At 31.3% G+C, this 25,903-nt stretch carries 19 protein-coding genes and 1 tRNA gene; 4 read left to right on the forward strand and 16 right to left on the reverse strand.

Annotation, left to right across the window (positions count from 1 at the left end):
• Positions 1–24: 24 nt before the first annotated feature.
• Complete coding sequence (locus ACY3JM_RS08335; protein ID WP_463083467.1) at positions 25–1,413, forward strand: FGGY-family carbohydrate kinase; 1,389 nt, start codon at positions 25–27, stop codon at positions 1,411–1,413.
• Positions 1,414–1,434: 21 nt separating this feature from the next.
• Here the strand turns inward: ACY3JM_RS08335 and ACY3JM_RS08340 are convergent, their stop codons facing one another.
• The 12 genes from ACY3JM_RS08340 to ACY3JM_RS08395 all read right to left on the reverse strand — a co-directional run bounded on the left by ACY3JM_RS08340 (position 1,435) and on the right by ACY3JM_RS08395 (position 18,549).
• Positions 1,435–2,763: an extracellular solute-binding protein gene (locus ACY3JM_RS08340; RefSeq protein ID WP_463083466.1), complete on the reverse strand. Its 1,329-nt coding sequence runs from the start codon at positions 2,761–2,763 to the stop codon at positions 1,435–1,437.
• A gap of 178 nt (positions 2,764–2,941) precedes the next feature.
• Entirely contained in the window at positions 2,942–4,588 is a 1,647-nt protein-coding gene (locus ACY3JM_RS08345; protein WP_463111263.1) for a glycoside hydrolase family 5 protein, read from the reverse strand.
• Positions 4,589–4,599: 11 nt separating this feature from the next.
• Positions 4,600–5,178, reverse strand: a complete 579-nt coding sequence (locus ACY3JM_RS08350; protein WP_463111264.1) for a CIA30 family protein — start codon at positions 5,176–5,178, stop codon at positions 4,600–4,602.
• Positions 5,179–5,202: 24 nt separating this feature from the next.
• Positions 5,203–6,159, reverse strand: coding sequence for a carbohydrate ABC transporter permease (locus ACY3JM_RS08355; protein ID WP_463111265.1), 957 nt, complete (start codon positions 6,157–6,159; stop codon positions 5,203–5,205).
• A 12-nt stretch (positions 6,160–6,171) separates the two neighbouring features.
• On the reverse strand, positions 6,172–7,089 hold the full coding sequence (locus tag ACY3JM_RS08360) for a carbohydrate ABC transporter permease (protein WP_463083462.1): 918 nt from the start codon (positions 7,087–7,089) through the stop codon (positions 6,172–6,174).
• Between the two features lie 14 nt (positions 7,090–7,103).
• Positions 7,104–9,314, reverse strand: a complete 2,211-nt coding sequence (locus ACY3JM_RS08365) for a DUF5696 domain-containing protein (RefSeq protein WP_463111266.1) — start codon at positions 9,312–9,314, stop codon at positions 7,104–7,106.
• Positions 9,315–9,325: 11 nt separating this feature from the next.
• The gene (locus ACY3JM_RS08370) at positions 9,326–11,398 is read right to left on the reverse strand and encodes a YIP1 family protein (protein WP_463111267.1); all 2,073 of its coding nucleotides are present in this window, start codon (positions 11,396–11,398) and stop codon (positions 9,326–9,328) included.
• 6 nt (positions 11,399–11,404) lie between these two features.
• Complete coding sequence (locus tag ACY3JM_RS08375) at positions 11,405–12,256, reverse strand: carbohydrate ABC transporter permease (protein WP_463083459.1); 852 nt, start codon at positions 12,254–12,256, stop codon at positions 11,405–11,407.
• A gap of 27 nt (positions 12,257–12,283) precedes the next feature.
• A complete protein-coding gene (locus tag ACY3JM_RS08380) occupies positions 12,284–13,183 on the reverse strand; it encodes a carbohydrate ABC transporter permease (protein WP_463083458.1) in 900 nt (299 codons plus the stop codon).
• A gap of 18 nt (positions 13,184–13,201) precedes the next feature.
• A complete protein-coding gene (locus ACY3JM_RS08385) occupies positions 13,202–16,060 on the reverse strand; it encodes an extracellular solute-binding protein (RefSeq protein WP_463111808.1) in 2,859 nt (952 codons plus the stop codon).
• Positions 16,061–16,158: 98 nt separating this feature from the next.
• Positions 16,159–17,484, reverse strand: coding sequence for an ABC transporter substrate-binding protein (locus tag ACY3JM_RS08390; RefSeq protein WP_463111268.1), 1,326 nt, complete (start codon positions 17,482–17,484; stop codon positions 16,159–16,161).
• A gap of 204 nt (positions 17,485–17,688) precedes the next feature.
• On the reverse strand, positions 17,689–18,549 hold the full coding sequence (locus tag ACY3JM_RS08395) for an AraC family transcriptional regulator (RefSeq protein WP_463083455.1): 861 nt from the start codon (positions 18,547–18,549) through the stop codon (positions 17,689–17,691).
• Positions 18,550–18,631: 82 nt separating this feature from the next.
• On the opposite strand from ACY3JM_RS08395, the gene ACY3JM_RS08400 reads away from it, so the two are divergent.
• Positions 18,632–19,249, forward strand: a complete 618-nt coding sequence (locus ACY3JM_RS08400) for a histidine phosphatase family protein (RefSeq protein ID WP_463083454.1) — start codon at positions 18,632–18,634, stop codon at positions 19,247–19,249.
• A gap of 18 nt (positions 19,250–19,267) precedes the next feature.
• Here the strand turns inward: ACY3JM_RS08400 and ACY3JM_RS08405 are convergent.
• Both ACY3JM_RS08405 and ACY3JM_RS08410 read right to left on the reverse strand, forming a co-directional pair.
• Positions 19,268–19,362 (reverse strand) — tRNA-Ser (locus tag ACY3JM_RS08405).
• 71 nt (positions 19,363–19,433) lie between these two features.
• On the reverse strand, positions 19,434–19,853 hold the full coding sequence (locus ACY3JM_RS08410) for a Clp protease N-terminal domain-containing protein (protein ID WP_463083453.1): 420 nt from the start codon (positions 19,851–19,853) through the stop codon (positions 19,434–19,436).
• A gap of 153 nt (positions 19,854–20,006) precedes the next feature.
• Here ACY3JM_RS08410 and polX point away from each other — a divergent pair, with 153 nt between their 5' ends.
• Positions 20,007–21,749, forward strand: a complete 1,743-nt coding sequence (gene polX / locus ACY3JM_RS08415; RefSeq protein ID WP_463083452.1) for a DNA polymerase/3'-5' exonuclease PolX — start codon at positions 20,007–20,009, stop codon at positions 21,747–21,749.
• The gene (locus ACY3JM_RS08420) at positions 21,746–22,609 is read left to right on the forward strand and encodes a tRNA (adenine-N1)-methyltransferase (RefSeq protein WP_463083451.1); all 864 of its coding nucleotides are present in this window, start codon (positions 21,746–21,748) and stop codon (positions 22,607–22,609) included. The genes polX and ACY3JM_RS08420 overlap by 4 nt, the downstream gene beginning before the upstream one ends.
• On the opposite strand, the gene recJ is transcribed toward ACY3JM_RS08420, so the two are convergent.
• Together recJ and secF are read right to left on the reverse strand one after the other, a co-directional pair.
• Positions 22,533–25,010: a single-stranded-DNA-specific exonuclease RecJ gene (gene recJ, locus ACY3JM_RS08425; RefSeq protein WP_463111269.1), complete on the reverse strand. Its 2,478-nt coding sequence runs from the start codon at positions 25,008–25,010 to the stop codon at positions 22,533–22,535. The genes ACY3JM_RS08420 and recJ overlap by 77 nt on opposite strands.
• Positions 25,011–25,886, reverse strand: a complete 876-nt coding sequence (secF, locus tag ACY3JM_RS08430) for a protein translocase subunit SecF (RefSeq protein WP_463111270.1) — start codon at positions 25,884–25,886, stop codon at positions 25,011–25,013.
• Between the last annotated feature and the right edge of the window lie 17 nt (positions 25,887–25,903).

Below are 25,903 nucleotides of genomic sequence, written 5' to 3' on the forward strand. Positions count from 1 at the left end.
TGTATTATAACATAAAAGAGTTAAATGTATATTACAATAGATCTTGGAACCACAAATTTAAAAATAATTTTGTGGAACCATAAAGGAAAAATAGAAAAAAAGACAATTTTTCCTACTCCAATCTCATCTGACTATACAATTGATCCCTTAAAGATCATCCATCACCTCAATGATTTCTTCTCTAATTTAGAAAGAAAATACAAAAAGGATATACAGGGTATAGCTGTTGGAGGAATGGGCGAAGCAGGTTTACTTATAGATAAATATGGAAATCCATTAACTCCAATCTTTTCATGGTTAAATGATAAGGGAAAAGAAGAAATAAAAATCCTCGAAAGTATTGGCAAAAAAGATGTATTTTATATCACTGGACTTAAAGTTCATCATAAATATTCATTGGCAAAGATTTTATGGCTTCAAAAAAAGGAAAAAGATATTTGGATGAAAGCATACAAATGGATAAATGCTGTGGACTTTATTAACTTTTATTTAAGTAAAAAATTAGTTACAGATTATTCTCTTGCTAGCAGAATGCTTCTCTTTGACATAAATAAAAAAACTTGGTCTGAAGAAATTTTAGGATTATGTAACATATCACCTGAAAAATTACCTGATATTAAACCTACAGGATCTATAATTGGTGAAATTGATATCTTTATTAAAAATAAATTCTCATTAAATACATTTCCCATTATATTAGGCGGGCATGATCATCCCATAGGAAGCCTTATTTATAATCTTCAAAACTCAATATTTGATTCCTGGGGAACAGCTGAGGCCTTTATACTACACACTGAAAAACCTTTACTAAAAGAAGCAGTAAGAGAATTAGGGTTCTCGGTGGGATGCATAAAAAACTTCTATTATTTAATAGCAGGAATACACTTTTCGGGAGGAATATTAAAATGGTTAAAAGATAATATGAAATGGAAATTAATCATTGAAGAATACACTCCAACTAATGTCCTATTTTTTCCATTCTTGTTAGGTAAAGATTCAAGAAAATATAAGGAAAACATTAAGGCAATTTTTTATGGGATAGATTTAAATACTCAGATAAAAGACCTTATCAAGGCAGTATGGGAAGGAGTTTTTTATGAAAGTAGATATATATTAGAAAACATTGAAAATTTGGAAATACCAATAGAGAGAATCTATTTAAGTGGAGGTATGAGTAGATTTAAAAAAATCATTAAATTAAAAGCAAATATATTAAACAAACCTATATATATTTCAAAAGAAAAGGAATCTACCTCAAAAGGTTTAGCACTTCTTATTGCTGAAAATTCAAATGTGGAAAATACAAAAAATTTTAAGGATTCTCCCTTTGATATTATATCACCAACATCTTCAAAGATTTTTGAGGATAATTATATAAGATACAAAAAAATCAGGGGGCTCCTGGGAGTATAGCCAGAAGCCCCTCTCTTTAGATTATTTCAAACCTTCAAGAATTGCATTAATTGTTGCTTCAAACTTAGGTTTTAATGATTTTATAGACTTGGCAGGATTTGCTGGGTCAATCTGATCCATAAGCTCATTGAATCCAGGAATACCGGCAGCAGGATTAATAACTGTTCTTGTAGATGCGTCTATAAGTAAGTCATAAATCTCTTTTCCACCAACTCTCTCTATTTGATCTTTTACTATTAATTCCTTCTCTTTGTCTGTTGGCATTAGCATCCATATTAAGTATAATGCTGCAAGTTCTGGATCCTTAGAAGAAGAAGCAATAGCCCATGCTGCATCATCACCTTCATCAGCACTTTTCTTCTTACTATCAGGCCCCTTTGGGAATGGAACTATTCCAAGCTTCTTACCAAGGGCATTCCTCATATTAGTTAAATCCCATGGACCCCAATAATCCATACAGGTTATCCCTTTTTGAAATCTTCCTTGTGGATCTGTCCACCAGTCAGCAGGTCTCATCTTATATTTTGCATCCATATCATACAAGGCTTGGAATGCTCTATATGCCTTAGGATCATCTAAATTAAATACAGGCCTACCACCTATATACTTTATAGGTAAAACATCGTTAGTCCATAAGAAAGGATGATAAGTTCTCCAACTTGCATAGGCATACTGATCTATTTTTCCATCACCATTGGTATCTTGTGTAAGTTGCTTCCCTAATTCAAAGAAGGTATCCCATGTCCATTTACCCTGCTTATACAACTCTAATGGATCTGGTAACCCTGCCATCTCAAATTTCTCTTTATTATAGTAAAGAATATATGGAAATACATTATCATTATATATATTTGTTACTGCATAAATTTGTCCTCTCCATGTGAAATAATCTAAAATATTTTTCCTAAAACCTACAGCGTTCCAAAGATTTTTATCCTTAAAATTAATATACCTATCAAGAGGAAGAAGCATCTTCTTCATCATCCAAGTAGGTTTCTGTCTACTATCTATGTATACAATATCGGCTCCAGATCCAGACAAAATAGCAGCAGTTTGTTTTTCCACCTTGGTTTCCCATGTTACATATACAATTTTCACCTTTGCTCCAGTTATTTTTTCAAACTCTTCCCTTGATTGTTTAGGAGATCTTACACCAGGGATGTCACTTTTTTCCACCTCAGGCCAATGTTGCCAAACATAAATAGTTTTACCTCTATACTTTTGTGTATCAATATTCAATGTATAATTCCCAACTTTTACTGTATATACTCTTTGCCCAAAGCCCGGGACAAAAGTCACAAAAGAAAAGAAAACTATAAAGAACAAAATAAACAGAGATTTTTTACTCATTCTTTAACCTCCCCTTTAATAAATTTAAATTAAAAGATATTTAAGTTTAAAAAGTTTTAATTCTTTCCGTATACCCCCTTTCTTTTGTAAATAGTTTCCATCGTGTTTGTTTACATAGTACATCATTTTGAAAATAATAACTAACATTATATTGACCTGAAATAGCAAAAATTTGCTCTCATAATACTGGTACAGTAGTATCCAATATCACACCTTCTGGGAAAAATTCAAAAATTATTTTTAGATTTGTTCCACTCTGAAGATTTTCAAAAACTTGCTTTCTTATAACCACTTGTGATTCAACAACATTAAAGTCATCCCAACCTCTAAGATAAGGAGTCCATGAATCTCTAATAGGTCTACCAGTTTTGGCATCAAAAATCTTTATCGCACATAATTTTGTACCATTAAAATTAATAAGAAATTTTGCATCCATTGGCACTCCACTAATAATATTAAATGGTTTATCTAATAAAACTGGGTCTTTGTATTGAATAATCTCTAAAGGATAGTCTACTCCTTTTGTGAATTTAAACATGAGAATTCCATTTCTTCCATATACACCAGGTTTAATTATTGTTTTTATTAAACTGGATTTCAGTAAAACTTGATCATTCTTAAGCAAAATATAATCTTTATTTAAATCTAATTTCCTTTCCCCTAAATATATACCTTCCAATTTATTCTCATTCAATTCTAAAGAGATTACTATATCTTTAATCTCTTGTTTCTCTTTTAAATAAAGTATCCCAGGATTTAAAAAGGCATTAGGATTCCCCATTGAAGCATTAATAATGATTTTCACAAGTACTTCATCCCTCCACATCCTATTTCTCCTATCATAATTATCAAAACCATTATCCCAATAAAAGGTTGCCATCTTATATTTTTTAGCTGTTCTTATAAGGTTATCAATAAAATACCACTCTGCTGGTTTATTCCCATTAGATACTCCAAACTCACCAATTATAAAAGCATGATTTGGAAATTTTTCTCTAACAATACGAATATCATTATCCATCTGTGCTTTATCTTTATTGCTTCCCCATGTTTTCCTTCCCCACCAATTAGCCACAAAATCCCATGGCGAATAATAATGGATACCAATGATTATATTTTCATCCTTTGGAGGTATTAGGTATTTCTCAGCCTTATATGTATCTGTCAAGAGTGGAGGTATTACTAATAATCTTTTATCATTAAATCCTCCTGAATTTCTTATAAGTTTTAGAATTCTTTCATTTACTTCATTTTGAATTTTTCCAGCCTCTTCTTCGGAGAACCCCTCATAAGTAGGTTCATTTATTATCTCAAAAATCAGTTTCTCTGAATAATCCTTAAATCTTTTAGCTATCTGCTCCCACAATTTCTCTAATTTTCTCATTGTTTCTTCCTTATCCTGCTTCATTTCCTTACTTAACCATCTCCAAGAATCATGATGAACATTTATTATTACAAAAAGATCCCTTTCAAGAGCCATATTCACAACCTCTTCTACCCTGTTCATCCAAGCCTCATCCACATTATAATCAGGAGCAGGCCCCATATGATCAACCCATGTAACAGGAATTCTCACACTTTTAAATCCTGTTTTCTTAATATCATCAAAGATGTATCCTTCAGTTTTAGGATTTCCCCAAGAAGTTTCATCAGGTATGGCATCCAGAGAATTTCCAAGATTCCATCCAGGATCCATTTCTTCTACTGCTTTATGAGGATCAATATAACTAAAACTTCCCTTATATGAACTTGAATATCCTTGATTACAAAAGATTATTAAGAAGAATAGTAAATTTAGCAAAACTATTACCCCAGTAATTTTCATAATACATCACCTTATTTTACAAATTTGATGTCATCCACATACAAAATAGTCTTTCCAGACGGAACCCCAGAAACCTCTATGCTCATCCCCCATATTCTTTTTAGATCTACAGTAACGAAAGACTTTAAAGGAATTGAAATTTTTGTCCAAGAAGTAGGCACTCCACCTGAAATGGTATATTTTTCAGAATAAACCTCTTTTCCTCCTTTTTCACTTGGTGCTTCTGCAAGAGTTATTAAAAGATTGTAATTCTCAGTTTTCTCAGATTTAATATAAAACTCTAAAGTTTTATATTGAGATAGATCAAATATTTTATCTTTATTATCAAAATTCCACTTTGCAAAATTAATTCCCATCCCAGCCCACCAGCTTTCCCAAACAAAGCTGATTTTAATACTTCTCTTACCAGAATATGCAATACCCTCTAATTCTTCAGCCTTACAACCTTCAGGAGCAACCCAAAAACCCAACGAAGACAAATTAGAATTGTCACTCTCTCCATCGTAGATTAATAATACATTACCTATTTGAGAAAAAATCAATGTTACGACCATTAAAAAAAGAATAGAAATCTTTAAGAATCTCTTCATATAAATACCCCCTTTTAATTTTTTTTAACCAATTATTCCTGTTCTTTCCACACTCTCAACAAAAAACCTTTGGGTAAATATATAGAATATTAGCATAGGTAACATAACTAATACAGCTCCAGCATACTGCGGTGGCAATATTAGTAAAGGATCAAATATTTGTGTACCACCAGTAATAATGGATCTTATATTTGCTAAGTTTAAAGAAAGAGTATACTTATCAAAATCACCAATAAAAACAGATGGCTCAAAAACATCATTCCAATGCCAAACCACCGAAAATAAGAAAACAGTCACTATTGCTGGTATAGAATTAGGAATAAAAATTCTAAGATAGGTTTGAAAAGGAGAAGCACCATCCACATAAGCTGCCTCTTCTAACTCCTTAGACATACCTCTGAAAAACTGTCTAAAAATATATATAAATAGACCACTTCTTAAACCACCACCTAAGATGGTAGGAAGAATAATAGGATAATAGGAATTTAATAGATTTAGAGGTTCACCCCTTATTAATCCGATAATATTTAAGATGTCAAACCTTTGATAAAACACATATAAAGGAATAAGCAAAACCTGGGGTGGAACTATAAGGGTAAATATAATAAGTGCAAATATAATTTCCCTTTCTTTAAATTTAAATCTGGCAAGTCCGTATCCTATCATGGAACAAGCAATAACGTTAAAAATAGCAGGAATAATAGAAATAATAAGACTATTTTTAAAAGCATTAAAATAATTTAAAGATTTAAATGCCAATATAAAATTTTCAAGAGTTGGATGCTTTGGAATCCATACTACAGTAGGATCAATAAGATCTTCTCTACTTTTAAGTGCTGTACTAAACATAAAAAGAACCGGTCTTAATAATACGTAAGAAAGACCTATAAAAAGTAAGATTTTTAAAATATTATATGTCCAGACACTTATTTTATGCTTCCATATAAGAATTAATTCTTCTTTTTTATATTGTTTAAACATATATTTTCCTCCTTACTCATTCATGTAAAATACCCGTTTAGATATAATCCAAATTAAAATAAGTAAAATAGCACCTACAATCAAGAAATAGAGCCATGCAATAGCTGCACTATAACCGTGATTTAATTGTCTAAAGGCCACTTCAAGAATATATCTAAGCACATCATTACTATAATCAGTGAAAGAATCTATAACCGTATATATGACATTCACAAGAATAATAGGAGAAATCATAGGTAATGTAATCTTCCAAAATACTTCCCAAGAAGTTGCTCCTTCTACTTGGGCTACCTCATATAACGATGAAGGAATAGATTGTAATCCAGCTAAAAATATAAGTATCTGCACACCTGATTTCCAAATAATTTCATATATCCTATCAATGGCATTAATAACGGGCATTAAAAATGGAATATTACCTGTTATCCTTACTAAAAACATTCTAAAATCTATACCTCTCAAAAAGGGTGAGTTAGACATAGCCATTCCTGCTTGGGCACCAATATTAAATTGCTCCAAAGAATTAGATTCAAAAACATAAAGTAATGCTCCCGACATAACGACAACAGGTAAGAAAAAAATAGCTCTTACTATAGTTCTTCCTTTAAATCTTTGGTTCAAAAGTATAGCAATAAATAAAGAAAACATTATTATTAAAGGAATATTTACCACAATATTTCCAATTTCAGTGGTCAGATATCTTATAAAATTAGGATCTTCCCTTAAAGCCTTTATAAAATTACTCAATCCCACAAAAGTCAATTTATATCCTTCTGGAGAAACATCTAATTGACTAAAGGCAAAAATTATAGATTGAATAAAAGGCCATGCAAAAAAGATCACAAATCCAACAAGCCATGGGTAAACAAATAATCTACCTATTCTTGCTTGTCTTTGAGCCAAAGTTTTAAATCTTTTTTGTTTTTTCATAGATTATTTCCCCCTTATTTCTTTCCTAAGGAGAATAAAAAGTCTTCTCCTCTAACCATTTTACCTTTATATAGATAAGATGCTTTATTATAATTAACTACTATTTCAGCCCCATTCTCATACTCAACTCGATAAACCCCATCTGTAAGCTTATTATGGGACTTTATAGGAACATCATATATATTCAGATACAAATCCTTAACTTTATTGTATTCTTCTACTGCCTGTTCAATCCAATCCTTATAATTGGAACTTAACATTTCGTTATAAAAACTCTTTTTAAAATATGATGAATCTTTATAAATGAACATATAATATGGTATAGCACCATACTCTACCATTCTTAAAAATTCTTTCTTTTGACTCTCTCTTAAATTTCCTGGTCTTCCACTAAAAGGAATATATCCATGAATAATCATTGGATAAAAAGGAATAGCTTCTGATTCTATTGAAAAATTACTACAATCAAGAGAAACATCAAGAAGCATAGAAGTATAAGGAAGAATATAAAGATTACCAGAGGTAAATATAAAGTTATATTTATCTATATTACTAGATAAAGCCTCTCTCCACAATGAAATTACCTCTTCTCTGGAGAGCAATCTTGGAAATTTATTTTGAGAATAGACATACTCTCCCATCTTCTCGATTAAAGCATTATTTATTCCATATTTAGATATACCCTTCAAGAAATTATTTAGATAACTTGGAACCTTACTTGGAAGCACAATAAACCATGGATCATAATCTCTATTCTTCTTCTTAATAACAGGATCCCATTTATATAGAAAAGCAAGACCATTATTTAAATATCTATTTCCATCTCTTGAAGGTGAAAAACCATTACCAGATTCGTGTATTTCTATAATTTCTGCAGTTAAATATAAAGGTATATTGTTCTTCTTACAATAATCTAAAAGCCTTCTTAATCCATTGTCTCCTCCAATTCTTGCTTCTACTTTTACTCCATTTGTGATTTTACTCATATATCCCCCTGATTGATACCCTTTCAAAATAAGGTTTATATTATCAATACCTTTAGATTTTAATTCCTGTAATATCTTAATAGTCTCATCAAAAGTGGTAAGTGGAAAAAGATCAACAACAGGAATTCCAGCCTTAGTAGTTTTTATTTTTATGCTATTAATAATTGTCAAATTAAAAGGTACTTTATCTACTTTTACAGATTTTTTATAAAGATATCCATTATTGAGAAGATAATTCCTATACGTTCTTGCCATTAAAGAATAATCAACATCTTTACCGGTAAAAAGATAATAATTTATAACAATATCACTCTTAAGAGTATAAGGAGAAAACTTACTTACCAATACATCTACCACTTCTCCTGGCTGTCCTGTTGATGCCTCCCTTTCATAAAGTAAGAACTTATGAATCCTACGATAATTAAAGATTGGATAAACCCTATAATATGAAGTAGCATTACCCGCCATATAACAAGCCAAACTTGCATCAGCATCCCCACTCTCAATAATTCCCAAGATTCCTAAATCGTTTCTTTTCACTCCATATATAGGTAAATTTATATTCTCTGTTTTTGGAGGCATATTATATAAAGGGAGTCCATAATCTAAACCATATATTGGAATTTCAAATCCTCTCTCATTTCCAGCCTTATGATCAAATCTTACTAAAGCTCCAGAACCATCAGGCAGAACAAAATAACCATTATCTCTTTTTTCACCATATATAAAATAAGGTAAAACCCAAATTCTATTTAACTTTAAATCTCCTTCTTCCTTTACAGAATCCATAGGTACTCTAACTTTTAATCCATACGAGGTCAAATAAAACTCTATAGAAATAGATAAGCCCTGAGTAGAAAATTCATAATCAAATCTTATTCCATCCTTAATATTCTTCACTTTATAGTTTCCTCTCATAACTCCTAAAGCATAGGTATTATAAACAGTAATTTTCCCTTCTTGATCTGCCATCTCTACCACTAAATGAGACGGAATACTAAACTTAGTAACCCCCATAGAAGGATCGTTTTCCCAATTTTCTGGAAATTGTCTAAAAATTTTTCCTGTTTTATTCTCCTTAATCATAACTTCAGCTGTTTGTCTATTAAGCAACATAGAGAATTTCTCATTTTGAGCTACAACTTTTAAACCATTATCTTGGCTATATAGAGGGATAATTAATAAAAGGATTATTATAACTACAAAAAAATTACTGTATTTCAAGAAGTATCTTTTCATCTTTTCACCTCTTAACCAATCATATATTTAATTTCTAAATAAACTGTATAGACAAATCTAATAAATTGTTGAAAAGTAGCAAAGAAAACCATACCTATAAACATAGCAAATATTATTCCACCTAAGGTTACTAAAGACGTTCCTATAGCTTTACTTAGGGTATATTCTTGGAGTTCCATCATGCCAGAAAGAATGATCCATATTGACCAAAGAGTTCCTATAGTACCTATGAAATAGTAAAATGCTGCCTCATCTAAGGTAAAAACATGACTCAATAAAGTTTGAGGCAAAATCAAAAGAGCCAGTGGGAAAATACCATATACTGTCATAATAAAAATCTCTCTCATTTTTGCCTTTCCTTCCATTATGGTGGTAACCGCCCAATTTATAATCACCCATACTAAAATAGGAATTAACACTCTGCCTATCTCCCAGAGAATATTCAATTCTTCAGGTCGATATGGATTAAAATGAAAAGCAGTCATTAACCTTTGTATTATAAAAGAGAGAATTATAAAAATTAATAAGATAAGAGCTCCTCTAAAAGCTTTAGGTTTCCTTCTTAACTCGTAGAATCCATCAAAAGGATGCCTAATCACATAAAAAACATACATTACAGTATAAAAAAGTTCATGATTTCTGAGAAAATTATGATAATGACTTCTAATAGTATTTCCCAAAAATCTGTTTATCAAATATAAAGCTAAGATCAACAAAAGTATAGTGTTCATTATTAATGTAAAATTCCTTCTCATATACTCTATTCTGTATCCTCTTAAGGCTTTTGAATATCCTGTAGGATAAAAACCAAGTCTAAAACTTTCCATTGCTTCTTTATATTTTTCTTCATGGAGATAGTTTTTGCCTATACCAATATAAGCAAGATCATAATTGGCATCCATCTTAACAACTTTGTCCCATATATTAGCAGCTTTTCCATAATAACCTTGAACATAATAAGAATTCGCTTTTAATACTAAATCTCCAAAAGTGGTAGGTTTAAAAGTAGTTATTGTACCCTTATTCTCATCTAAAACAAAAACTTTTCCTTTATCTATATCTATAGCGGTTGGATATTGGAAGGTCCCCTTTTGATTTCCAATATCACCAAAAACAAAAAGATAATCACCAAGATTGTTATAAACAAAAACCCTACCTACTCTACCATCCAAAACATAAAGATTCTCAGAATCATCTACAGCAATATCCACAATTTCTCCTCTAACAGTAAAACCAAAATATAGATCACCATACATACCGCCCGTGCGACCTTCCTGTTTAATAATATTGTCTCCTAAGGCATTTAATCTTTTAATTTGGTCATACCAAGCCCTTACACATCCATATATAAATCCATCTTTATCAGCTGTTACATTTCTATACTCAATCGGAATAAAAAGTACAAGTTGAGATCTTTGTTCTCTTGTAAGTACTCTTCTCCAGAAAAGTTCTACTGGATTTACCTCAACCCTATTACTTCCAAAAAATCTTTCAAAATTTCCATTTGGACTAAACTGTATTAAACCTTCAACCACATTCTCTGCTACCACATATATTCTTCCCAATTTATCCACAGCCACTTTTTTAGGAATATATACAAAATCCTTATGTATAACCTCTCCCACAGGTTTGCCTACAATTTTAAAAAGAGAACCATCTGGATTTAAAATCACAATTCTCGCATTCTGAGAGTCTGCTATATATAGTTTGCCCTCATCGGTTAAAAATAAACCTGTCGGTGCTTTAAATCCTTCTCTTTTACCATTATTGATAAAACCATCAATAATTTTCTTAAGTTTAAAATCTTTATCTATAACAACAATTCTATTATTTCCTGTATCTGCCACATATATATCTCCATTCCTTTTATCTACGAAAAGATCTTCTGGTGAAGAAAAATCTTTGTCTAATCCTATAGTTTCACCCGTATAGATCTTTTCCGGCTCATAAGCAGGTAAAGAAGGAACTGGCCTACGTCGCTCATTATAAATATAAGTGTGATAAGGTATACCTGCGTAAGTTACAGAAATAATCAGAAAAAGAAAAACTATTAATCTAATGAAAAATCTTCTTTCTTTTCTCATAAACAATTACTCCTTAATACCTGCAGATTTCATAGTTTCTACTACATTGCTTTGGGTCACTATAAAAATAATTAAAGAAGGTAACATCATAAGAATAGCAGCAGCTGCTGCCGCTCCGGCTCTTACAAAGCCTCCTTGTTGAATATAGGTAAGTGCTAAGGAAAAAGGCTTCATAGCCTCATTATGTATATATAATGAAGGAGTGTATGTATCATTCCATGTATCTCTAAAAGCAAATAATATAAGAGTAAGCCATGCAGGCTTCACATTAGGCATAACCACATACCACCATATCTTAAACTCATTTGCCCCATCAATCCTAGCAGATTCAATATAGGAATCTGGAATCTGTTCCATAAACTGTTTCATCAAGAACAAACCTAAGGTAGCCCCTATATAGGGGAGAATAAGAGAAAAATATGTATCTAAAAGTCGCAATTTAGCCATTATAATAAACCTTGGAATATTGGTAACATAACCTGAAAACATTAAAGAAAATATCACAAGATTGAACAAAAACTTACTTCCTGGAAATTTATGTTTAGCCAAAGGGTAGGCAGCCATAGAAGCAATAAGCACATGTCCTAATGTGCTCATAAAACTGATAAAAATACTATTAAAAAGATATCTTGAAAAAGGCACAAAAGAATTACTCATGAGATAAAAGAGATCAGAAAAATTCTTTAAGGTTGGTCTTCTAACAAATAATCTGGGTGGAAAAAGAAATAATTCATCTAATGGTTTAAAAGCATTCATTATAGAATATACAAGGGGTAGAGCCATAAATACTGCCACAATTCCAAGTACAATTATTAGTATCAAATTTCCCCACCAAGATCTATTAATTCTTGATTTCATTTTAAAAGTAAAACCTCCTTATGAATATTAATCAGGCCTAATTAATTTTCTAACTCCTTGGTTAATACTCACTGTTATTAAGAATAAAATTACTGCTATTGCTGATGCATATCCCATTTCATATCTAATACTTCCATAATCCCACATATGAAGAACTATAGTATGAGCCGAATATAAAGGACTTGGAAAGCCAATCAATTGAGCAGATATGTCAGCCACAGCAAAGGACGCAGTAACTTGCATTATAGCCCCGAAAATAAGTTGAGGTTTCATAGAAGGTAAAGTTATATACCACAATTCTTGCCATCTATTTCTGATCCCATCTACTGCTCCTGCCTCATACAGACTTCTGTCTATAGTTTGAAATCCTGCAATAAAGGCTAAAAAGCTTGTCCCCAAACTCATCCAAAGTTGAATCACCATAAGCACGTATAGATTAATACGAGAATCCTGTAACCAATATATTGGTTCCTTTATTATGCCTAAATTCATTAGAATACCATTTAGCAATCCATATACATCACCAGAAAAGATGTAAGTCCATATGAAGAAAATTGCAGAAGATAGAGCAGGAGCATAAAAAAGTAAAGTTAAAAAAGCTCTAATTTTTGGGGGTAGTTCATTTATAAGCCAAGCAAAAAATAAGCAAGCAAGATAACTCAATGGTCCAGTAATTAAAGCAAACTTAAAGGTATTTTGTAAAGCAATTAGAAAAACGTCATCCTCTAAAAAGAGTCTTTTGTAGTTATTCCATCCAACGAATCTAGGCATCTGTATTACATTATAATTGGTAAAACTAAGGATAGCTCCTACAATAACAGGAATTACAGTGAAAGTAAAAAATAATATAAAATAAGGAAGAACTAAATAATAAGATTCTTTATTCTTTTTAATTTCCTTCCATAAATCTTTAAATTTTCCTCTCATTTTAAATTCTCCTTCTAATTATTCTTTTGCTAATTCAAGTCCAAACTCTTCTCGTTTTCTATCAATTTCCTTATTAATCTCTTTAGTATATTTCTCTATGGCTTCTCTTGGTATCTCTCCAAGCATAACTACTTCCCTAAAAGCATTATCTAAATGTCTATATGTATAGTAGCTACCAGGAACATTAGGAATCTCCTTAAGATATTTCCATTGCTCAGAAAGGACCTTATAGTCTGAAGAAGGCCATGGTAAATAACTCATAGCTTCTACATTAGCAGTGTTATATCTTGCACCTGCCCCTAAAACAGCTTCTAATTCCCTACCAAACCTTGCTTGTACATCAGATGATAACCACCACTTAACAAATTCCCATGCCTCAAGGATTTTTTTGGATTGAGCAAATATTAATACTGCGTTACCACCACCAGCAACACTTCTATCTATACTACCATCTGATTTTCTTCTTCCTGGAACAGGTGCTATTCCCCATAATCCACTTATTTCCGGAGCTGCTACTTTAAATTGATTATACATAGTATAAGGACCAATACCTAAGGGCATCTCTCCTGTTCTAAATCTGTTAAAGAAATCATAATAAAGCGGTATTCCATAGAGAACATATAAATTTGTCCACTCTCTAAATGCATCTACACCTTCCTCATTATTTAGTACACACCTTTTACCATCTTCTGTATAATATTTTCCTCCCCTTTGTAGAAGCAACATGTTGAAAATATCAAAACTTGTACCACCTGTTCCTGCAGCAAATTGTAAATTATAACTCTGAAGCTTTGCGATAGTTTTGTAAAGCTCATCCCATGTATCTGGAATCTCAATGTTTAGACGACCAAGGATATCTGCCCTATAAAACATTATTGGAAAATCTTGAGTCATTGGCAAACCGTATACTTTTCCTCCGAAACCATATGGAACAAGAGCATACTTAGCAAATCTACTTTTTACTTCTTCAAAACCGGGTAATTTTGAAACATCTACCAATGCCCCACGTATTCCATAATCTACAGCAAGACCTCGAGATACATTAAGAGCCACATCTGGAGGATTCTCTTTTGATGCAACCGAGAAAAGTAGTGCAGCCTCAGTAGTTATAATATTAATGTTTACACCTATTCCTGTTTTTGGAGTAAACTCAGTATCTATTAACATCTTCAAGGTTTCAGCTTGATCTCTACCCATTTGTACCCACACATTAATAGCCTTATCCTTTTCATATACAGTACCAATTAAGTTATAATCTTCAATAAAAGATATGAAAAACTTTTTAGTTGCATCAATAACCCTTTCAAATATATTGGGATTTATCCTTGGTACTTGTGCATCTTGTGAGGCTATTACAATATAATCAATATCTAATGGCTGTTCTCTAATTGTAAGAACCCACGCAGATAATGAAGATAAGTTATCTCTATATCTTTGCAATCTTTGAGCAATTGTTTCTGGCTCTCTTGCCATTCCTTCCAATTGAATTGCCACAGTTTCCAAGGTAGCTGCTTCACTTGCCTTTTCACCACCAATTTTCCTTATCTTTTCTGCATTTTCTCTCAATAATTTTGCATTTTTAAGGAGAGTATCTATAAGATCAGGAATATTTTGCTCTAACAGATAATCCCTGTAAGGGTCTGGATTAGGAGAAGTAATCATAACAATTTTTGTATATAATTGAGATAAATCAATAGAACATTGAAGTACATTTCTTATTATATCTGCAATGCTTTCATAAGTAACTTTAAGACGCAGGGTATGTTCACCCTTTTTTAAATAAAATAAATACGGATCTTTATCATTTCCCAAATATGAAAATTGCCAGTGAGTATTATATTTAAACTTAATATTTTTAACCTCTTCAAAAGGAATTTTTCCATCTATATAAAGAGTTCTTTCTGATGGTATTCCTGGATTAGCATTCTGTCTATATTTAATTCCTATTTTATATAAACCATCTTCAGGTACATTAAACTTCCACTCAATCCACTGACCTGCAGATCTCCAATTATATCCCCCTATGATATTTAATACTTTTCTTCTAGAATCATAAGGTTCGTTAAGGGGATTAGACCTATCAGAGATTGGATAAAGAGTAGGCTCCGATTTTAAGGTAGCATTTTCACCTTGTACCTTTATAAAAATACCGCTTAGTTTCTTATCTTCCCTATTTTTTTGTGAAACTTCTTCATATTTTAGTTTTTTTTCTTCGTTAAAAATCTTTATATAATCAATAACCATAGGTTCTTTCACTGATACAAATCTTATAGTATGTTTTCCTGGTGAAAAATAAAAAAGGAAAGGATCAGCATATAAACCATCAGGATCCTCTAAAATCTTTTCTACCCAAATAGGATTTTCCACCTGTATAGGTCTAAGTTCATTACCCCTGTTGTCTTTTAAAGCAGGTCCTCCATCTTTCCATATTCTTTCAAATCTCAAAATCCTGGCTTCATTAAAAGGTCTTTTTCTATCAATAAGAAGTTCTCTTTCAATACTTGAATTTTTACCTTTTATAGGGAAATATTTAACTGCTATGTTATATAAACCTTCCTCTTTTATATTAAAAGTCCACTCTATATATCCATTCTCTCCAGTAAGTATAACTGGATGTTTGTCAGAGGTTAGATCAGTTAAGACTTTTAAATTTAAATCTTTAGAAAAACTAGAATATTTCACACCAGGAATAATAATAACTGATTTAGGTCTTGGTTTATCTACATATTTCGATATGTAAGTTTCATAAGAATTTTCTCTACTTATAAGTTCAAAAATAACATTTAATTTATAATTCTGATTTTGAGCAAAAGAAAATGAAAGCAAGAAATTAACAATAAATATGAAGGTAACCACTTTCAGAAAAGTTTTCATCACCTTTTCCAATTTACATTCCTCCACTTTTTTGTAAACAATTTTATATCTTTTTGGGAGAGAAGACAAGTATTTTATTGTCTTCTCTCCCTAAGACTAAACTACTTCAACCCTTCTAAAATAGCATCAATAGCAGCTTGGAATTTAGGTTTCAAGGCCTTTATAGATTTAGCAGGATTAGCCACATCAATTTGATTAATTAGATCCCAAAAACCAGGAATTCCAGATATAGGATCAATAACTGCTCTCGTAGAAGCATCTAAAAGCAAATCATAAATCTCCTTTCCGCCAACCCTTTCTATCTGATCTTTCACTATTAATTCCTTCTCTCTGTCTGTTGGCATTAGCATCCATATTAAGTATAGGGCTGCAAGCTCTGGATATTTAGAAGAAGAAGCAATAGCCCATGCGCCACCATCTGCCATATCTGCACTCTTTTTCTTACTATTAGGTCCCTTTGGGAATGGAACTATTCCAAGCTTTTTACCAAGAGCATTTCTCATTCCACTAAGTTCCCATGGACCCCAATAATCCATACAAGTTATCCCCTTTTGAAATCTTCCCTGTGGATCTGTCCACCAGTCAGCAGGTCTCATCTTATATTTTGCATCCATTTCATATATAGCTTGAAATGCCCTATATGCCTTTTGATCATCCATTGCAAAAACAGGCCTTCCTCCAATATATTTCACAACTTCCACATCATTAGTAAAAAGGAATGGTTGTATAACTGCCCATGTAGCATAAGCATACTGATCTATTTTTCCATCACCATTGGTGTCTTGTGTAAGTTGCTTCCCTGCATTAAAAAAAGCCTCCCATGTCCATTTACCCTGCTTATATAACTCTAATGGATCTGGTAACCCTGCCATCTCAAATTTCTCTTTGTTATAATAAAGAATAAAAGGGAATACGTTGTCACTATATATATTTGCTACTGCATAAACTTGCCCTCTCCATGTGAAGAAGTCTACAGTACTTTTCCTAAAACCTACAGCATTCCAAAGATTTTTGTCTTTAAAGTCAATATATCTATTAAGAGGAAGGAGCATCTTCTTCATCATCCAAGTAGGTTTTTCACCTGCACCAATATACACTACATCTGCTCCTGCTCCCGACAATATGGCTGCACTTAATTTAGGTGTGTAGTTTTCCCATGTCGTATATACGATCTGTACTTTAGCACCAGTTATTTTTTCAAATTCTTCTCTTACTTGCTTTGCTGATCGAATACCTGGAATACTACTTTTTTCTTCTTCTGGCCAAAATTGCCAGACATAAATAGTCTTACCCCTGTACTTTTGCGTATCAATATTTAATGTATAATTCCCAACCTTTACTGTATATACCTTTTGACCAAAAGACGGAACTATAGCAGTTACAGATAAAAACATAAAAATTAAACAAAAGAGAAAAAATTTTTTCATGGCTTAAACCTCCCACCTAAAAAAATCATACCTTTCAAGTTAATTTTATCTTTAATAAAATTTTACCTTCTACTACAATTTTGGTAAAAAATAAAAATATTTTGCTTTATATTAAAATTCCATTAAAAACATGAATGGATTAATTATAGATTGAAAATTAAATGTTTATAATGATTTTGAGTATTTATAAATACCTTTATAAATTTAATAATTTTGCTTTCTAAATTTGAGGGGCGTTATCTGCATATATCTCTTGAATACCTTAATAAAATAACTTATGTTATTAAAACCACATTCTAAAGCTATTTCAGATACGCTCAAATCAGTGTTTCTAAGTAATTCTATAGCTTTCTCTACTCTTACTTTATTTATATATTCCACCGGACTCATTTTAAGATTATCTTTAAATAATCTACAAAGATAAAATTTACTCATATCTACTTCTTTACTTAACTCTTCCAATGTAAGATCTTTGTTATAATTTTTGTTTATATAATTTAATACATCTTTTATCCTCTCTAATTTATAACCTAATCTACCATCAGTTTTAATAGGTTGTACATAATATCTAAAAAGTCTTCCAAAAATATTAAAAAGCAAGCCTTTAATAAAAAGTTCATAGCCATAGGGTTTTTCTATAAAAACTTCAATAATATCTTCCACATCTCTTCTTATTTTGTCATCGTTTATCAAATTTGGTATATATATTTTTTTATTAACAAGAGGCATAAAGTACTCATATTTACAATAATCTGGTTCCTCCGAATAAAGAATTCCAAGATCAAATACAATTGCATATCCTATTGTTCTTCTTATAAGTTCCTCTCCAGAATGAATTGCACCACCATTGACAAAGAGATACTCTCCTTCCTTTATTTTATACTCATAGCTATCAATATAAAATCTACCTATACCTTTTTTTATATAAAGTATTTCAAATTCATTATGCCAATGAGGATCTATCTTACCATTTTTATAGACAAATATATCCTCATGTACAAAAAGATGAAAATCTGGTGTTCCATGGTCAATGTCTTCTATTAAATCTGCTTTCCTATGACCCATATCTACCTCATTACATTTAATTAAAATTCTTATTATTTATTATAGACTATAAGCACAAATTCGGTTAAAATTTCATTTTAGTATGGGAGAAATATATCTGATAAGACACGGAGAAACAGATTGGAATAGGGATGGAAGATTTCAGGGAAGAACAGATGTTCCCTTAAATGAAAAGGGCAAAAAACAAGCCCAAATATTGTCTGAATATTTAATTAGGGAAAATATTGATTTTATTTATTCAAGTCCCTTAAAAAGAGCTTATGAAACAGCTCTTCCTCTATCGCAAAAGTTAAATAAGGAGATTATCATAAGAAAAAATTGGATAGAGTTTGATTTTGGTGAATGGGAAGGACTTACTGTAAAAGAAGTACATGAAAAATATCCTATAGAGAGAGATTTATGGTTATATCATACTGAGAGAGGAAGAATTCCTAAAGGTGAAAGTTTTAAAAATGCCTATGAAAGATTAAAATTAGAAAAAGAATTTATCTTAGAAGAGCATCAAGAACATAAAATAGCAATATTTACTCATGGAGCAATAATAAGAGCAGCTTTATATGTTTTTTTAGAAATTCCTTACTTAGGTTTTGGAAGAGTTACTGTTAGCTCTTGCTCAGTCACTCATTTTAAAATAAATAAAGGCAAATTTATTCTTACTAGGTTAAACTATTTATTCCCACACGAAATCTTTGAGATTTAGGTTCTAAAGATTTTTAAATGGCGGAGAGGGAGGGATTCGAACCCTCGGTACGGGTTTTTGCCCGTACAACCGCTTAGCAGGCGGCTGCCTTAAACCGACTCGGCCACCTCTCCAAGCATTGAAGATTATACCATAGGGTATTAACAAAAAGCAATATTAATGAAAAGCCCTTAATTTGAGTTAACTATCTTTGAAGTTCCTTAATTATTTTATCTAAATTTACTCCTTGTGAACTAAGAATTTTACTAGCAAAAGATGTATTTTCTTTTAATATTCCTAAAAGTAAATGCTCAGAATCTATAGCATCATCACCAAATTTTTTTGCAAAATCCTGAGCATAATCTAAAATTTTTGACAATCTTGGGCTTATCGGATACATTTCATACTTTTCAGTTTTGAGATTCTTAATTTCTTTTTCTAGTTCTGTTTTTATTCTCTTTAAATCTACTCCTACCCTTTTAAGAATTCCACCAACGATGCTATTTTCTTCTTTTATTAATCCTAAAAGTAAATGCTCTACATCAACACAAGGAGAACTATAAGCTAATGCAATCTCTTGAGCATAAATCAAAAATTTATCAGCCCTAATTTTAAAAGTCTTCATAAAATTTCCCTCCCTCTACCCATCACCATTTTAGATATTTTACAATATCTAAAAACTACTTACAAGATATAAAGTATCAAAAAGAAAATACTTAAATCTTATTTAACAAATTTGAGTATCCTATACAAAAACTATTAATGATATAATAAGAATATGAAGAACAGAGATGTAGCTCAAATATTAGATGAGATAGCCACCCTTTTAGAGATAAAGGGAGAAAATAGATATAAAGTTGCAGCTTATCAAGAGGCTGCAAGAAGAATAGAGAATTTACCAGAAGACATAGAAAAATTATTTAAAGAAGGGAAATTGTATCAAATAAAGGGGATTGGAGAAAGTATTGGGCAAAAGATAAAAGAATATTTAACTACAGGAAAAGTAACTTATTTAGAAGAATTACGAAAAGAAATACCTCCAGAAATCCTTGAACTTCTAAAAATACCAGGAATCGGTCCCAAACTCGCTTATAGACTTTACACAGAACTTGGAATAAAAGATTTAGAATCCTTAGAGAAGGCAGCAAAAGAAGGTAAAATAAGGCTGTTACCAAGACTTGGACCAAAAGTTGAGCAAAATATATTAGAAGCCATAAAAGAATACAAAGAGAAACAGCAAGTATCAGAAAGAATACCTTTAGGAGTAGCCTTACCCTTAGTGGAAGAAATCGTAAATTACCTATCTCAATATCCCTTTGTAACAGACATAGTACCAGCAGGAAGTATAAGAAGAAGAAAAGAAACCATAGGAGACATTGATATTCTTATAACCACTAATGATATGGAAAAAGTAAACCAAGTTTTAAAAAGTTTACCTATATTAAGAAACATACTTGCAGCCGGAACAACTAAAACAAGTATCATTGTAGAACCCGGAATCCAAGTAGATTTTAGAGTTGTAGACAAAGGCTCCTTTGGATCTGCCCTCCAATATTTCACAGGATCTAAAGCTCATAATATAAAACTAAGAGAAATAGCTATAAAGAAGGGATTAAAAATCAATGAATATGGAGTTTTTAGAATTAGCGATAACAAAAAGTTATGTGGAGAAAAAGAAGAGGAAATTTACGAGTTATTAGGTCTACAGTTTATACCCCCTGAACTCAGAGAAGATCAAGGCGAGATAGAATCAGCAATGGAAGGTAAACTACCAGAGTTAATTGAGGAAAAAGATATTTTAGGAGATATGCATGTACATACAGACTGGAGTGATGGAGCAAATACCTTGGAAGAAATGGTAGAGACAGCATATAGATTAGGATACAAATATGTAGTAATATCAGATCATAGTCAAGCACTTGGAGTTGCAGGTGGCTTAACTCCAGAACAAATTGAAAAGCAGAGACAAAGAATCAATGAATTAAATAGAAAATATAAGGATTTTAAAATTTTACATAGTATCGAAGCTAACATATTAAGCGATGGTAGCATAGATTTACCAGAGGAAGTTTTAAAGAACTTTGATCTTGTCATTGCAGGATTACATTCTGGCTTTAAACAGCCAAAAGAGAAAATAACTGAGAGATTGATTTCTGCTATCAAAAATCCATGGGTAGATATAATAAGCCATCCTACAGGAAGATTAATAAATAAGAGACCAGCCTATGAAGTGGATTTTCCTGCTATTCTTTATTGGGCTAAAGAAACAGGTACCGTACTAGAAATAAATGCTCAACCCGATAGACTTGATTTATGCGATATAGATGCTAGGATAGCTCGTGAGAAATATGGCATTTATTTATCTATAGGAACAGATAGTCATGATATTCGTAGTTATTCACTTATAAATTATGGAATCTATGTAGCAAGAAGGGCTTGGCTTAAAAAAGAAGATGTTATAAATACATATCCTTGGGAAGAAGCAAAACTTAAACTTAAAAGATATAAAGAGAAAAGATGAAAATAAGAAGAAAAGGAAAACTCTCCGAAGGCGAATGGGTTATCCTTTGGGAAAGTAAAAGACGGTATCTTATTCAATTAGAAAAAGACAAGACCTTCCATTACCACAAGGGTTATGTACGACATAATGACATAATAGGACTCGAAGAAGGAAGTATCATAAAATCATCCCATGGTGGAAATCTATTAGTTTTAAGACCAACCTATGCAGACTATATCCTTGAAATGCCAAGAGGTGCCCAAATTATATATCCTAAGGATATAGGCACTATATTAGTATGGGGAGACATCTATCCTGGAGCAAGAGTATTAGAGGCTGGTATAGGATCTGGAGCTCTTACCATAGCACTTTTACAAGCAGTAGGAGAAACAGGAGTAGTTATATCCTACGAGATAAGAGAGGATTTTGCAAAGAGAGCACTTATAAATATAGAAAATTTCTTAGGAAGAAGAGATAATCATATATTAAGATTAAAGGATATATATCAAGAAATAGACGAAGAAGATAAAGATATAGATAGAGTTATTCTTGATCTCCCAGAACCATGGAGAGCTATTAAACATATTGATAAAGTTTTAAGACCAGGTGGAATACTTGTAATTTATACACCTACCATATTACAAGTTCAAAAAACAGTAGAATGCTTAGAAAGCTTTAAATCTTTCACCCTTATTGAAACAATAGAAACCCTTCTTAGACCATGGCAGATAGAGAGTCTATCTGTAAGACCTTATCATAGAATGGTAGCACATACTGCTTTTCTAACTATAGCAAGGAAAGTACTTATAAAAGAAGAGAATATATTTCAGAAGGCTTTGCCTTCTGTAGAAACTGAAGAAAATTTTGAACCAAATTGGTAAATATTTCCCTTTCTTCTTTTTCTAAATATGGTAATTTTTCTTGCATCCTCTTATAACCTTCAATAAACTCATCTTTTCCGAAAAGCAAAATAATATGTCGACCAAACCTTGACCACTTGATAAACTCTAAGTCTGTGAGAGGAGGTTTTAGAAATACCAAATATTTATATATTTTGTTTGGTATCTTGTTAGGATAAAAATATACATCTCTTCCTTCAAAAGATCTAATATCTTTATCTCTTGTTTTAGAAAACCTTGCATCGGTAAAAGAAGGCGTATATACCTTATTAGGTAAACGAAGATTTTTTATTCCTAAAAGATCTGAAAGCATTAATCTTTTTTCCTCATTTTTAAGGTAAGAAATAAAAATAATAGGATTTTTTAAATTCTTAACAGTTTCTAAAAATTTTTGAAAAACTTGTTCCTTCAAAAATAACTCTGAATCATCCCATAATAAAATAGTATCTTTGTTAATTTGAATTGATTCTAAACTCCATGGAGAACACAAATTTAATTCCCCAAAATTTTCATTCCAATTAGGAGATACTATGATATAATCTCTTTCTCTTTTCTTTATCTCATCTATAAGATTTAACACTTCAAATATATTATCAACAAAATATAATATATACTTAATTTTGTCTCTTTTAATACTCTTTAAGGATTCTTCAGATTCTTTCCACTCCTCAAGATAGAAATTAAAATATTCTCTCCCTTGATACCCTTCTTTCTCTATTTTTAAAACAATATCTACTGTCTTAGGAATATCCTTAAAAGTCTCTTCTCCTATACTGAGGGAAAAGATGGGAGTCGAAAAAACTCTTCCTGTTATATCTCCTATCTTTATTTTATATCTTGCACCATTACCCATCTTTTCAAAATTTGTAAAAGTTGTAGAATTTATCTTAAATCTTGGCTCCTCATTACCAGGACCAAAAGGCGGTAATAAATCAAGCTCAGAAAGAAATTTGGATAAAAATTCTTTGCTGACTTTATCTAAAGATATTTCAGCATCTATTTTTACTTTAGGTGTAAAATCCAAGTCTTTCCAAAGATTGTTTGCAGTATTTATTGCCTCTGATTTAAAATCCACATAATCTTTATTTAGAATAGAAAAACCAACTGCACCTTTATGCCCACCATAATTTATTAAGTATGAAGATAGCTTAGATATATAATCAAACAAATCTACCTCTTCCACTCCTCTACCTGAGAAGACAATCATTTCACCCTCTTTTCTTCCAAGAAAGAATGGAAGGTTATATTCCTCACTTAACATTGAGGCAACAACCCCTATAACTCCTCCTACCTCTTTTCCCCAATTTTCACTATACAAAAAAACTACACGATTTTTCTCTAAATCCTCATACTTTACTAATTCTTTTGCCATCTCATAGACTCTTTCTACTTCCTCTTTTCGTTTCCTATTAAATTCATCAAGCTTATCTGCCAAAGACTCTGCTTCATCTGCATCTTCGGTTAGAAAAAGTCTTACTGCTTCCTCTACTTCCTTAAATCTTCCTACTGCATTTATTCTGGGAGTAATGCTAAAGATTATATCTTTAGTACTTATCAGGGTATTGCGATCCAAGCCAGCCTTCCTAATTAGAGCTCTCAAACCTAAAATATCCGAATTTAAGATCTTTTCTAATCCATATTTCACAAGTATTCTGTTTTCATCCTTTAATTCCATCATATCTCCCAGGGTGCCTAAGGTTACAAGTTCTAATACACCTTTTTCATTATAAATATTTTTACCTATAGCATCCCCTAAAACCTTTAAAAACTTAAATGCTACTCCTACACCCGCCATATATGGGTATGGATAATTATTTAAATAAGGATCAAAAACCAATAAAGCATCTGGAATACATGTTTCATCTGGAATATGGTGATCCGTCACAATTACCTCAATACCATTCTTTCTTAAATAATCTATTTCTTTTTTATTCTTAATACCACAATCTGCAGTCAATATAAGCCTTACAAATTCATTTTGAGTTAAAGCTCTCTTAATACTTTTTTCTTTAAGTCCATATCCCTCTTCTAATCTATGAGGAATATAATAAGAAACATTAAAACCCCAATTGGATAATACACTATAAAGAATAGTTGTAGCTGTAATACCATCAACATCATAATCTCCAAAGATAAGAATTTTGCCATTTATTTCCCGAAGCTTTAATAAATATTTAATAGCCTTTTCAAAATCTGAAAAAAAGAAAGAAGGATCATATAAGTCTTCCATTTTGGGGTAAAGAAACTTTTTTGCTTTGTTTACCTCATTAATTCCTCTATTTATAAGAAGACGGGCAAGAAGAGATGAAACTCCAAGTTTTCTTGCAAGATCCTCTTCCTGCCCTTTATTTTCTTCAAAAAGAAGAATCCATTTTCTCATCATCTATGAACTATGTATATCTTTCCACTCACAAAGTAAAGATGTAGCTATGTATATAGTACTATAAGTACCTATTATTATTCCAAAATACAAAGCAATTATAAAAGATCTTAAAACTGATCCACCCCATATAAGAAAAGGTGTTATTGCTAATAAAGTAGTTAAAACTGTATATATAGTCCTTGCAAGGGTTTGATTAACACTTCTGTTAGCAAGAGATGTAAAACTTTCTTTTGGATTTTGCTTCATATTTTCCCTTATCCTATCGAATATTATTATATTATCATTAATAGCATAACCTAAAAGAGTTAATATAGCTGCTATAAAGGATGGACTAACTTCCCATTGGAAAATAGAAAATAGAGAGATAGTAGCCAAAAGAACAAAAGCTTCACTTATAATAGCAGAAATTGCAAAATCAAATCTAAATCTTATAGTTATATACACAAGCATTATGATTATTGCTAAAATAGATGCAAGAATAGCCTTTTCTCTGAGTTCTTTGCTTATAGTTGGCTCAATAGTAGTTAGTTCTCTACCCTCATATTTCCCCAAAACTTTCTCAATCTCTGAAGAAAGTTTTTTAACATCTTCTTCATTTAAAAATTTCGTTCTTATCCAAATCTCTTTACCCTCCGATCCTGTCTGTACTGTGGCTTTGTCATAAAGGCTTTTCGCTATATTTCTTATCTTTGAAATCTGATCAGAAGATAGAGGAGAAGACAATTTATAATAAATAACACTTCCGCTTTGAAAATCAATACTATAATTCAACCCCTTTGTAAAAAAGAACACCATTCCAACTATTATAAAAATGAGAGACATGATAAGAAAAAATCTTCTCACTTTTTTCCCCAAAAAATTTATTTCCCTTTTCACGATTTTTCCTCCCTTCC

The sequence above is a fragment of the Dictyoglomus sp. SSW genome (genome assembly GCF_055181335.1).